Genomic DNA, 12,400 nt, shown 5'->3' on the forward strand with positions numbered 1-12,400 from the left:
AGGTTCGCTCCCCGTATCTGATCGTTCACCAAAAGTTGGTCACCACTCGCCGAAAACTGTGACTCCGTTGGCGCTGATCGCCTCGCACAGCTCGTCCGGGTGGACGTTCTTGACCTCCGCGAGGCACCGCAGGGTGACGGGGATGAGGTAAGGGGAGTTGGGCTTGCCGCGGTGCGGGACCGGAGGCAGGTAGGGGGCGTCGGTCTCGACGAGCAGGAGCTCGGCGGGCGCCACCTCGGCCGCCTCGCGCAGGTAGCCGGCGTTCTTGTACGTCACGGGGCCGGAGAATGACATGAAATATCCGGCGTCGGTGCATTTCTTGGCCAGGTCGGCGTCGCCGGAGAAGCTGTGGAAGACCACCTTGTCGGGTGCGCCCTCGGCGGCCAGAACCTTCAGCACGTCGTCGTGTGCCTCCCGGTCGTGGATGACCAGCGCCTTGCCGGTGCGCTTGGCGATCTCGATGTGCGCGCGGAAGCTGGCGTGCTGGTCGTCCTTGCTCGCCCAGTCGCGGTAGTAGTCGAGGCCCGTCTCCCCCACCGCCCGCACCTCGGGCCGCCGGGCCAGCGCCTCGATCTCGGCCAGCACCTCGGGGGTGGCCTCGTGGGCCTCGTTCGGGTGGATGGCCACCCCGGCGTACACGCCCTCCTGCTGGGCCGCCACGTCGGCGTTCCAGCGGGAGGACGTCAGGTCGTAGCCGATCGTCACCAGGCGCGTCACGCCCACGGCCCGCGCGTCGTCGAGGATGCCGCGCACGCTCGCCGAGGCGGCCTGCGCGGCCTGCGCCACCGGGTCGCCCGACGACGCCTGCCTGTTGCCGACCATGATGTCGAGGTGGCAGTGGCTGTCGAAGACGGGCGAGGAAAGCGGCTCTGGCGCGGCGGGAAGCTTGCTCACGCCATCAGAGCCTAGCCGCCGCGCCGAGGCTGCCGTCACTCACCGAGCCGGGCCGGCCCCTCGTCGATCGTCACTCACCGAGCCGGGCCAGCTCCTCGTCGACGACCTTCGGGTCGAGCTTCTTGAACAGCGGCACGGGCGGCGCCAGCGGCGTGCCCGGCGTGATCGGCCGGTGCTCCCAGCGGGCGGCGCCTGTGGCGTAGTCGCCGGTGATCACCGGGTACGGGGTGCCGCCGTCCTCGTCGACCTCGCGGATCTCCGGCATGCCCGACCACACGCCCTCGCCGCCCAGCATGGCGTAGACCTTGTTGGAGGAGCCGGGCAGGAACGGCGTGAGCATCGTCTTGGCGTCGTCGACGACCTGCAGCGCGACGTGCAGGATGGACTTCTGCCGCTCCGGGTCGTCCTTGAGCTTCCACGGCTCCTGGTCGGCGAGGTACTTGTTGGCCTCGCGCACCACGTCGAACGCCTCCGTGATGGCGTTCTTGAAGCGCGAGCGGCCCAGCTCGGCCCCCACCGGCGCGAACGCGTTGCGCGAGCGCTCCAGCAGCGCCCTGTCGGCGTCGGTGAGGTCGCCAGGCTCGGGCACGGCCCCGAAGTTCTTGGCCGCCATCGAGATCGACCGGTTGACCAGGTTGCCCCAGGCCGCGACCAGCTCGCCGTTGTTGCGGTTGACGAACTCCTGCCAGGTGAAGTCGGTGTCCTGGTTCTCCGGGCCGGCCACGGCGATGTAGTAGCGCAGCGCGTCGGCGTCGTAGCGGGCCAGGAAGTCGCGCACGTAGATGACGACCTGCCGCGAGGAGGAGAACTTCTTGCCCTCCATCGTCAGGAACTCGCTGGAGACCACCTCGGACGGCACGTCGAGGGCGCCCAGCGCGCCGGGCGTGCCGCCGCGTGCGCCGATGCCGCTGTAGCCGAACAGCATCGCCGGCCAGATCTCGGCGTGGAAGACGATGTTGTCCTTGCCCATGAAGTAGTAGCCGCGGGCGTCGGGATTCTGCCACCACTGGCGCCACGCGTCGGGGTCGCCCGAGCGTCTGGCCCATTCGATGGAGGCCGACAGGTAGCCGATGACCGCGTCGAACCACACGTACAGCCGCTTGTTGGGCTGGTCGCGCCAGCCGTCGAGCGGGATCGGCACGCCCCAGTCGAGGTCGCGGCTGATCGCCCGCGGCTGCAGGTCGCCGAGCAGGTTGAGGGCGAACTTCAGCACGTTGGGCCGCCACTCGCCCTGCTTGGACTGCAGGTAGGAGCCGAGCACCTCGGCGAAGGCGGGCAGGTCGAGCATGAAGTGCTCGGTCTCGACGAACACCGGCGTCTCGCCGTTGATGCGGCTCTTGGGGTTGACGAGCTGGATCGGGTCGAGCTGGTTGCCGCAGTTGTCGCACTGGTCGCCGCGCGCGCCATCGTAGCCGCAGATGGGGCAGGTGCCCTCGATGTAGCGGTCGGGCAGGGTGCGGCCGGTCGAGGGCGAGATGGCGCCCATCGTGGTCTTGGGGAAGATGTAGCCGTTGTCGTAGAGGCCCTTGAAGATGGCCTGCGTGACGGCGTAGTGGTTCTTCGTCGTGGTCCTGGTGAACAGGTCGTAGGACAGGCCGAGACCGGTCAGGTCTTCGGCGATGACGCGGTTGTAGCGGTCGGCCAGCTCCTTGGCGCTGACGCCCTCCTTGTCGGCCTGGACCTGGATGGGGGTGCCGTGCTCGTCCGTGCCGGAGACCATCAGCACGTTGTTGCCCGCCATGCGCTGGTAACGACTGAAGACGTCGGACGGCACGCCGAAGCCCGAGACGTGCCCGATATGACGCGGCCCGTTCGCATACGGCCACGCCACGGCGGTGAGGATGTGCTGGGTCATGACTCCCAGCCTACGGGTTACTGAGATTCATCTGTTACGCGCCGCCGCCGCTCTGCCCGGCGTTGCCGGGCCCCGGCGGCGCGTGACAGGGGGCGTCAGTGCTTGGAGTCTTCGAGGCTGATGGCCGCGGCGGCTTCCTCGGCAGCGGCGGCGGCGTGGTCGATCGGGGTCTCGCGGGTGCGGCGGATGCCGAGGATGCTGATGAACAGCGCCGCGAAGATCGTCTGGAAGCTCATGATGAGCGCCGTCGCCGAGGGCACCACGATGCGCAGCGACTCGCGCGGGTCCAGCTCGCCGAAGTCGCGCACCTGCCAGTGCACCAGCGACATCACCAGGCCGACGAGGCCGGCCAGGGCCAGCAGCCCGCCGACGACGAGCCCCTTCTCCAGGCTCACGATGTCGATCAGCCGCCGGATCCGCGGCGACTCGGGCAGGAAGCCCTCCTCCGCCGCGTACACCTTGGTGAACACCGCGAACAGCGCCGCCTGGAAGCCGATCACCACCAGGGCCGCCGACCCGACCAGGGTGTCGACGTCGAAGGCCAGCTCGCCGATCTCGACCGGGCCGAACACCAGCGCCGTGCCCGCGACGAGCCCGATGATCATCATCAGCACGCCGGGGTAGAAGAACAGCCACTTCGGGCTGTACAGGAGCAGGAAGCGCAGGTGGCGCCAGCCGTCGCGCCAGGAGCGCAGGTGCGGCGGGCGGGAGCGGCCGTCGGGCGAGAGCGTGGTCGGCACCTCGCGCACGTCGAGGCCGGCCAGCGTGGAGCGGACCACCATCTCCGAGGCGAACTCCATGCCGCCGGTCTGCAGCTGCAGGCGCAAGATGGACTCGCGCCGGAAGCCCCGCAGGCCGCAGTGGAAGTCCTTGATCGCGGAGGGGAAGAACAGCCGCCCGATGAACGACAGCACCGGGTTGCCCAGGTAGCGGTGCAGCGGCGGCATGGCGCCCGGGGAGATGCCGCCCCGGAAGCGGTTGCCCATGACCAGGTCGGCGCCGTCACGCAACTGCTCGACGAACGGCAGCAACGCGGTGAAGTCGTAGGAGTCGTCGGCGTCGCCCATGATGACGTACTTGCCGCGCGCCGCCCTGATGCCGCCCATGAGGGCGTTTCCGTACCCCTTCTCGTCCACATGGACCACGCGGGCCCCGGCGTCTCGGGCGAGCTGTTGCGAGCCGTCGGTGCTGCCGTTGTCGGCGATCAGCACTTCGCCCTCGATGCCGTGCTCCTCCATGCACGCCAGTGCCTTGCGTACACAGACTTCCACGGTCTCCGCCTCGTTGAGGCAGGGCATGACCACCGTCAGTTCCACGTGTCTACCCTTCAGTTAAGGCTCTTCCAGTGAACCATCATGCCCTGAACGCGCCGATGCTCGGGCACGGACGCGAAAACGACTGGCATTCTTTACAGCATGGTGAGCGTCGCGGAGATTACCCCTGTGGACCCCTCCGCCCCTGGCAGGACGGCCCGTTTGCTGGCCATGGTGCGCAGGCATCGGGTGTTCGCCGCGGCTTTCGGCGTGGGCGCCGTGCTGCGGCTCATCACCATGCTCGGCTACGGCCCGGCCATGTGGTTCAACGACTCCTACGAGTACGTCTCGGTGGCGCTGCACCCGCGGCCGCACCCGATCAGGCCCGACGGCTACAGCTTCTGGCTGATGCTGCTCCAGCCGTTCCACAGCTTCACCCTGGTGACGTTCACGCAGCACCTGATGGGCCTGGCCACGGCCTGCCTGATCTACGCGTTGCTACGGATCAAGTTCAGGCTGCCGAAGTGGGGGGCCACGCTGGCCGCGGCGCCCGTGCTGTTCGACGCCTACCAGATCCAGCTCGAGCAGATGGTGATGTCCGACACGCTGTTCCTGCTGCTCGTGGTGGGCGTGATCACGATGGTGCTGTGGAAGCGGCGGCTGACCTGGAAGGCGGGCGCGGTCGTCGGGCTGCTGCTGGCGCTGACCTGGCTGACCCGCTCCATCGGGCTGCCGATCCTGGCGCTGGTCGTGCTCTACCTGCTCGTCAAGCGCACCGGGTGGCGGCCGATCGTGGCCGTGGTCACGGCCTGCGCGATCCCGGTGATGGCGTACATGGGGTGGTTCGCCTCGGCGTACGGCAAGTTCGCGATGACCAACAGCGACGGCCTCATCCTCTACATGCGCACGGCCATCTTCGCCGACTGCAACAAGATGGACATCGACAAGTACAAAGAGGTCCAGCTTCTGCTGCTGTGCATCAACGACCCGGTCAGCCAGCGCAAGGACTACGCGCAGTGGTACCTGTGGGGCCAGGGCAACGGCGACGGCACCGGCACCGGCGAGGTGCTGCACCGGTGGGGCATCAACAAGAAGTGGAGCGAGATCACCAACGACGCGGCCAGCAAGTTCGCCACCCGGGCGATCCTGTCGCAGCCGGGTGACTACCTGAAGGTCGTGGCGCGCGATTTCTTCCGCTCCTTCCACTGGGCACGTCCACGCTTCCCCGACGAGTCGACCTACAACATGTACCAGTTCAAGCCGTACGTGGAGCTGGACGACACCGGCCAGCCCAAGCGGCTGCCCAAGTGGTCGTCGTACGCGGGGGGCCGCACCGACACCGACGCCTTCAGCTACGAGCAGGGCCCGCCGGAGACCCGCGTCGTGCAGCCGTGGGCGACCATCATGAGCAACTACCAGAAGGTCTTCTACCTGCGCGGCATCATGCTCGGCGGCATCCTGCTGATCGGCGCATACGGCGTCGTGGTGCGCTGGCGGAAGTTCGGCGGCCCCGTGGTGCTGCCCTGGCTGGGCGCGGTCGGGCTGCTGCTGGCCCCGGCGGCCACCGCCGAGTTCGACTACCGGTACGTGCTGCCGGCCGTCCCCCTGGCCTGCGTCGCGGCGGCGATCACGCTGCGCCGCGGCGTCACTTGGGCGCGGCGGTCACCCAGGAGCTCATCAGCATCCGAGCCCACCACTGCGCGTACGTGATCGTCTCGGCGGTCAGCACCGGGTAGAGCCACCAGAAGTTGATCAGTACGACGAGCGCGAACGCGCCCACGACCGCGGCCCCCGTCGCCCTCCGGGAGGCGGGGGCGTCCTGTCTGCCGAGGGCGAGCCCGGCCATGAGCACCAGCGCCAGCACCATGAACGGCACCACGGGGATCATGTAGAACAGGTACATCGTGCGGTTGTCGGCGACGGCGTAGTAGAACCACGGCAGCCAGCCCACCGCGACGCCCAGCAGCGTCGCCCCGGCCCGCCAGTCGCGCGCGGAGACGTACCAGGCGACGAGCCCGAGCAGCGCGAGCACGGCGGCGTACCACAGGGCGGGGGTGCCGACCCCGAGCACGGCCTGGGAGCACTCGTCGGCGCCGCAGGCCGACGGCGGCAGGCCGGTGGGATAGTGGAAGGAGACCGGCCGTAAGAGCAGCGGCCACTCCCAGGGCTCCGACATGTACGAGTGGTAGTCCTCCAGCCCGCTGTGGAAGCCCAGCACCTGCAACTGGTACTGCACCCAGGACCGCACCGAGTCGAGCACGAAGAAGATCGGGTTGCCGGCGGAGGCGGCCCGGTCCCAGTTGCGCCCCCAGCCGTCGGCGGAGACGAACCAGCCGGTCCACGACGCCGTGAAGACCAGCGCGGGCACGAACGCCATGGCTCCGAACCCGCCGGGCAGGTCGTACGACAGCGCCCCCCGGTACGGCTGCCGCAGCCCCAGCGCCCGCCGCGCCCCCAGGTCCCACATGAGCGACAGCGCGGCGAACCCGATGAGGAAGAAGACGCCCGACCACTTGACCGCGCACGCCGCCCCCAGGCAGGCCCCGGCCGCCAGCCGCCACGGCCGCAGCCCCAGCCGCGGGCCCAGCTCGGTGACGGGCGCGCTCTCGTACCAGGCGACCAGTCGGTGCCGCGCCGCGTCGCGGTCGGCCACCAGGCACGCGAACCCGCACAGCACCCAGAACATGAGAAAGATGTCGAGCAGCGCCGTCCGCGACAGCACCAGGTGCAGCCCGTCGAGCGCCAGCAGCAGCCCCGCCAGGCAGCCGAGCAGCGTCGAGCGGGTCATCCTGCGCGCCACCCTGACCATGACCAGGATGGACAGCGTGCCGGCCAGCGCGGCGGCGAAGCGCCAGCCGAACGGGTCCATCCCGAACAGCCACTCGCCGAGGCCGATCATCCACTTGCCCAGCGGCGGGTGGGCCACGAAGGAGGCGCACTCGGACGGCTGCCCGCACTGTTTGAAGATGTCCAGGTTGCCGGCGATGAGGCGGCGGTCGGCGATGGGGTCCTCGGCGTTGCCGAGCGTGGCCATCTCGACGCCGTGGACGATCAGCGAGTACGCGTCCTTGACGTAGAACGTCTCGTCGAAGACGACGGCCTTGGGCTCGCCCAGCCGCACGAAGCGCAGGACGCCGCCGAAGAGCGTCACCGCCAGGGCCGCCAGCCAGCTCAGGAGGGCGCCCTCCTGCATCGGCGGGACCAGCCGCCGTGCCGACACCCCCCAGTTCCTCACGATGCGCACCCTATGGCGTGGCGGTCCGCCTGTGAACCAGGTCGTACAGCTCCCGTCGCGGCACCCCCGCGCCCTTGGCCACCTCGGCCACGGCCAGGCTGCGCCGCTCCCCCGCGGCCACCCTGCGGTCCACCTCGGCGGCCAGGGCGTCGAGGTCGAGGTCGGCCTCGCCCGGCGCGTGGCCCGCGACGACGATCGTGATCTCGCCCTTGACGCCCGCCGCCGCCCACTCGGCCAGCTCGCCGAGCCCGCCCCTGCGCACCTCCTCGTAGGTCTTGGTCAGCTCCCTGCACACCGCCGCCCGCCGGTCGGCGCCGAACGCCTCGGCCATCGCCCGCAGGGACTCCGCCAGCCGGTGCGGCGACTCGAAGAAGACCATCGTGCGCTCCTCGGCGGCCAGCGCGCCGAAGCGGCGGGCCCGGTCGCCGGTCTTGCGCGGCGGGAAGCCCTCGAAGCAGAACCGGTCGCTGGCCAGCCCCGACACGGCCAGCGCGGTGGTGACGGCGCTCGGCCCCGGCAGGGCGGTGACGGTGATGCCCGCCTCGACCGCGAGCTGCGTCAGGCGGTAGCCGGGGTCGGACACGCCCGGCATGCCCGCGTCCGTGATCACCACGACCGTGCGGCCCTGCTTCAGCGTCTCGACGAGCTCCTGGGCCCGGCCCGCCTCGTTCTGGTCGTAGTAGGACACCACCCGGCCGGTGAGCTCGACGCCGAGGTCGGCGGCGAGCCTGCGCAGCCGTCTGGTGTCCTCGGCGGCCACCACGTCCGCGTCCGCGAGCAGCTCGCGCAGTCGCGGCGAGACGTCTCCGACCTGGCCAATAGGGGCTCCTGCCAGCACCAACCTGCCGTTCCCTGTCACCCGACCATTGTGGCAGGGCATCCCGATTAGACCGTGTTTCCTTGGTAACCACCGCTCTGGGGCCCGTACGATGTCCGAATGGCGGTGACCGATTCCCCGTACCAGGCCTACGAGAGCTCGGAGGTCGGCGAGAGCCATCCCAGGACGCGGTCCGTACGCGACCGGGTCGTGCCCCCCATGCGCGGCAGCGTGTTGTGGGGATGGGTGGGGCCGCTGCTCGTCACCCTGTTCGGCGGCATCATCCGCTTCATCCAGCTCGGCCATCCCAAGGCCGTGGTGTTCGACGAGACGTACTACATGAAGGACGCCTTCTCGCTGATCACCCACTGGGTCGAGAAGGTCACGGTCAAGGACGCCGACAAGGCGATCATCGCCGGCAACACCGACATCTGGCAGTCGTGCACGGCCGCCGACCTCGACAAGTGCGCCTCCTACGTGGTGCACCCGCCGATGGGCAAGTGGATGATCGGCGCCGGCGAGTGGCTGTTCGGGCTCAACCCGTTCGGCTGGCGCTTCGCCGCCGCGGTCGTCGGCACGCTGTCCATCCTCATCCTGGCCAGGGTGGCCCGCCGGATGACCCGCTCGACGCTGCTCGGCTGCTTCGCGGGCCTGCTGCTGGCGCTCGACGGCCTGCACTACGTGCTCTCCCGCACGGCGCTGCTCGACATCTTCCTCATGTTCTGGGTGCTCGCGGCGTTCGCGTGCCTGGTGGTCGACCGTGACCAGGCCAGGGAGAAGCTGGTCACCTGGTACGAGAGCTCGCCGCTGTCGCCGCAGGGCCCGTCGCTGGGCATCAGGTGGTGGCGGATCGCGGCCGGGGTGTGCCTGGCCTTCTCGATGTCGGTCAAGTGGTCGGGCCTGGCGTTCGCGGTCGGGTTCGCGATCATGTCGCTGCTGTGGGACTTCGGCGCCCGCCGCGCCGTGGGGCTGCGCCGGCCCTACCAGGGGGCGTTCAGCAAGGACGTGCCGCAGGGGGTCGTGGCGTTCGGCGTCGTGCCGTTCGTGGCGTACATGGCCACCTGGTCGGGCTGGTTCCTCACCGCGGGCGGCTACGGGCGCAACTGGGACCGGGCCACCACACCCGGCAACCCCATCTTCTTCGTCTTCGACTCGATGCGGTCGTGGGTGCAGTACCAGTGGCAGGTCTTCACCTTCCACAGCGACCTGGAGACCTCGCACCCGTACATGTCGGAGCCGTGGTCCTGGCCGCTGCTGCTGCGCCCCGTGGCCTTCTTCTACGAGGGCAAGCAGAACACCTGCGGCGTCAAGGACTGCTCGCAGGCCGTGCTGGGCGTGGGCACGCCGGTGATCTGGTTCGGCGCGGTGGCCGCGCTGGTGGCGCTGATCGCGTGGTACTTCTCCGCGCGCGACTGGCGGGCCGGGGCGGTGCTGCTGGCCTACGCCATGGGCTGGCTGCCGTGGTTCTACTTCGCCATCGCCGACAACCGCACGATGTTCCTGTTCTACGCCATTCCGATGGTGCCGTTCATGGTGCTGGCCATCACGTTGTGCGCCGGGCTGCTGATCGGGCCGGCCGCGCCGACGGTCAAGGGGGCCATGCCGATGCGGCGTACCCTCGGCGCCGCCGTCGTCGGCGCGTTCGCGCTGCTCGCGCTCATCAACTTCTGGTGGCTGCACCCCATTCTCTCCGCCGAGCTGATTCCGTACGTGGACTGGAAGGCCCGCATGTTGTTCGAGAAACGGTGGATATGATCACGTTACAGTCGGCTCAATAGGGGTTTTTTAGGTAGTCGCTGTGCAAGACCCAATACGCACCGGATTCGGTCATCGTCAGGCCCGGGGTCGATACGGCAAACTTCGAGGCATGAGTGCACCGGATGTCACCGCCCTTCTCGCCGAGTTGGAGCGATCTCACCCGGATCTGGCCGAGGAGGCCAGGACCGCCGTCGAATGGTTGACGGGTGGGGAGCCGCTGGAGACGGTGACCCAGCTCGACGTCTGCGAGTTCCTCTGGTACACGTTGCCGCTCAAGGTCGCGCCGCCCAACGCCGGGACGATGAAGGGCAGCGGCGACATGGAGCGCCTGGCGCGTTCACTGGGGCGGTTGCTCCAGCTCGGCGGCATGGAGCGGTACGCCGCCATGTGTGTGTCCCCCACGACCGTACAGATTCTGCGTACCTACGCCCGCGAGGGCGAGGACGCCGGCACCGCCGCCTACCAGCAGGCGCTGGAGGCCACGGGCGTGCTGCCGCCCGACGTGCCCGAGCTGCAGTGGAGCATGATCATGGGGCCGGAGGAGCTGGGCGCGCACATCGCCTGCTCCGCCGCGCTGGAGCTGGCGATCCTGGCCGGCGAGAACGTCGACCGCACGGCCCTGACCCGGCGCTGGCTCACCGAGCCGCGCGCCGACCTGGGCGGCGACAGCTGGCTCAACCGCGTGCACGGCGAGCGGCTCAACCGCTGGGTGCTGGGGCGCGGCCCGGCCAGGCGGGAGCTGGCCCAGCCGTTCGAGGTGCGCCTGCACGCCCCGGTGGCGCCGCAGCCGCTGCCGGCGCTGCACCGGCTGCTGTCCGTGGCCGCCTCGGGAGAGACGCTGCCGCTGCGGCTGGCGCCCTCTCCGGAGGCCGCGCGGCTGCGTGACCTGGCCGAGCGGGAGCTGGGCGCGATCCGCCGCGACGGCGCCAAGCTGGCCATCACCGACTACGGCCTGCGGCTGCTGAAGTCGAAGTCGGCCATGTGGTCGGCGGTCACCCGGCTGCTGCTGGCCAGGGGCGAGCACGAGTTCGAGGTGTCGGCCAGGGAGGCGGCGCTGATGTTGCTCGCCGACGGCACGCTCATGTCGCCCGCCAAGCTGCGCGAGCGGGTGGCCGAGGTGGTGGGCGGCGAGGGCTGGCATCCGACGACGAGCCTGGAGGACGTCACAGGGCCGGTGACCGATCTGGTGTCGCAGCTCACGGCGCTGGGGCTGGCGTTCAGCGACGACCTGGCCGTGCGCATGGACCGGCCGGGCCAGCTCGCGGCCCTGGCGGCGCTGCGGGCCCACGCTCTGCGGCCGAGGAAGTACGTCAGCTCGGCCTGATTCCCGGCACGGCGGGTTCAGCCCCTGGGGACCCGCCGTACGGCCTGCTTGAACTCGGGGCACTCCACCAGCGGGTCGTGCGTGCAGACCACCGCGTGGCGCAGGCTGTCGCGCAGCCGGGTGAGCTGGTCGACCCGCTCGGACACCTCGCGCTCCTTGGCGGCCATGCGCGCGCGCAGCCGCTCGTCGGACGGCCCGGCCCGCAGGAACTCGCCGATCTCGGAGAGCGAGAACCCGGCGTCGCGGGCGCAGGAGATCAGCGCCAGCCGCTCCAAGGTCTCCGGCCGGTACGCGCGGCGCAGCCCGTTGCGGCCCTCGGCCTGGATGAGCCCCTTGCGCTCGTAGAACCGCAGCGCTGAGGCGGCCAGCCCGCTCTGCCTGGCCACCTCGCCGATGTCGATCAACGTGTCGTCCACGCCCTGGCTCCTTGACTTGAACCGCGCTTCAAGTCGCAGTCTAACCCCATGCGAATCCACCATCTGAACCTCGCCTCCATGCGCGAGATCGACTCCCCCGACGGCCTGCCCGCCGCCCGCGCCGTCTGCCACGCGCTGCTCGTCGAGACCCCGGCCTCCGGGCTGGTCCTGGTCGAGGCGGGCCTCGGCCTGGCCGACGTGGCCGACCCCGCCGTACACCTCGAACGCGAGTGGACGGAGCTGGTCGAGCCGGCGCTGTCCCCCGCCGAGACGGCCGTGCGGCAGGTGGCGGCACTCGGGCACGACCCCTCGGACGTGCGTCACATCGTGCTGACGCACCTCGACGTGGACCACAGCGGCGGCCTGCCGGACTTCCCGCACGCCCAGGTGCACGTCATGGAGGCCGAGCTGAAGGCCGCGCTGGCGCAGGGCCTGAGCCGCCGCTACCGGCCCACCCACTGGGCGCACACGCCGCACTGGGTGACCTATCCCGGCACGGGCACCCGCTGGCTGGGCGTGGACGGCGTGCGCCCGCTGACGGGCCTGCCGGAGGAGGACTTCCTGTACGTGCCGCTCGACGGGCACACGGACGGGCACGCCGGGGTGGCGGTCAGGGACGGCGACCGGTGGCTGCTGCACGCCGGGGACGCCTACTTCTACCACGGCGAGCTGGCCAGGCAGCCGCGCCCGCACCCGCTGATGGACATCCTCCAGCTCCAGGCCCAGGTGGACGAGGAGCGACGGCTCTCCAGCCAGGAGCGGCTGCGCTCGCTCGCGCACGACCACGGCGTACGGGTCTTCTCCGCACACGACCCCTGGGAGTTGGCCGAATACTCCCAGTAGTTACG

General features: G+C 70.2%; 10 protein-coding genes. 4 read left to right on the forward strand and 6 right to left on the reverse strand.

From position 1 onward, the window contains the following. Nucleotides 1–39 precede the first annotated feature (39 nt). From LCN96_RS50635 to LCN96_RS50645, 3 genes are all read right to left on the reverse strand, one after another. A complete protein-coding gene (locus LCN96_RS50635) occupies nt 40–894 on the reverse strand; it encodes a TatD family hydrolase (RefSeq protein ID WP_225269536.1) in 855 nt (284 codons plus the stop codon). Between the two features lie 70 nt (nt 895–964). Next, nucleotides 965–2,749: a methionine--tRNA ligase gene (gene metG, locus LCN96_RS50640; protein ID WP_225269537.1), complete on the reverse strand. Its 1,785-nt coding sequence runs from the start codon at nt 2,747–2,749 to the stop codon at nt 965–967. 95 nt (nt 2,750–2,844) lie between these two features. After that, the gene (locus LCN96_RS50645) at nt 2,845–4,065 is read right to left on the reverse strand and encodes a glycosyltransferase family 2 protein (protein WP_225269538.1); all 1,221 of its coding nucleotides are present in this window, start codon (nt 4,063–4,065) and stop codon (nt 2,845–2,847) included. Nucleotides 4,066–4,164: 99 nt separating this feature from the next. On the opposite strand from LCN96_RS50645, the gene LCN96_RS50650 reads away from it, so the two are divergent. Then, nucleotides 4,165–5,712: a hypothetical protein gene (locus LCN96_RS50650; protein ID WP_225269539.1), complete on the forward strand. Its 1,548-nt coding sequence runs from the start codon at nt 4,165–4,167 to the stop codon at nt 5,710–5,712. On the opposite strand, the gene LCN96_RS50655 is transcribed toward LCN96_RS50650, so the two are convergent. Both LCN96_RS50655 and rsmI read right to left on the reverse strand, forming a co-directional pair. Further along, complete coding sequence (locus tag LCN96_RS50655) at nt 5,648–7,237, reverse strand: dolichyl-phosphate-mannose--protein mannosyltransferase (protein ID WP_311132129.1); 1,590 nt, start codon at nt 7,235–7,237, stop codon at nt 5,648–5,650. The genes LCN96_RS50650 and LCN96_RS50655 overlap by 65 nt on opposite strands. A gap of 10 nt (nt 7,238–7,247) precedes the next feature. Beyond that, nucleotides 7,248–8,096, reverse strand: a complete 849-nt coding sequence (rsmI, locus tag LCN96_RS50660; RefSeq protein WP_225269540.1) for a 16S rRNA (cytidine(1402)-2'-O)-methyltransferase — start codon at nt 8,094–8,096, stop codon at nt 7,248–7,250. Nucleotides 8,097–8,174: 78 nt separating this feature from the next. Here rsmI and LCN96_RS50665 point away from each other — a divergent pair, with 78 nt between their 5' ends. Both LCN96_RS50665 and LCN96_RS50670 read left to right on the forward strand, forming a co-directional pair. Next, on the forward strand, nt 8,175–9,809 hold the full coding sequence (locus LCN96_RS50665; protein WP_225269541.1) for a dolichyl-phosphate-mannose--protein mannosyltransferase: 1,635 nt from the start codon (nt 8,175–8,177) through the stop codon (nt 9,807–9,809). A gap of 112 nt (nt 9,810–9,921) precedes the next feature. Beyond that, nucleotides 9,922–11,136: a hypothetical protein gene (locus LCN96_RS50670; protein WP_225269542.1), complete on the forward strand. Its 1,215-nt coding sequence runs from the start codon at nt 9,922–9,924 to the stop codon at nt 11,134–11,136. 17 nt (nt 11,137–11,153) lie between these two features. On the opposite strand, the gene LCN96_RS50675 is transcribed toward LCN96_RS50670, so the two are convergent. After that, complete coding sequence (locus LCN96_RS50675) at nt 11,154–11,552, reverse strand: MerR family transcriptional regulator (RefSeq protein ID WP_225269543.1); 399 nt, start codon at nt 11,550–11,552, stop codon at nt 11,154–11,156. A gap of 48 nt (nt 11,553–11,600) precedes the next feature. Here LCN96_RS50675 and LCN96_RS50680 point away from each other — a divergent pair, with 48 nt between their 5' ends. Then, nucleotides 11,601–12,395 carry an MBL fold metallo-hydrolase gene (locus LCN96_RS50680; protein ID WP_225269544.1) on the forward strand — a complete coding sequence of 265 codons (795 nt, stop codon included), beginning with the start codon at nt 11,601–11,603 and terminating at the stop codon, nt 12,393–12,395. Nucleotides 12,396–12,400 lie beyond the last annotated feature (5 nt).

This window comes from Nonomuraea gerenzanensis (genome assembly GCF_020215645.1).
Lineage (GTDB): Bacteria > Actinomycetota > Actinomycetes > Streptosporangiales > Streptosporangiaceae > Nonomuraea > Nonomuraea gerenzanensis.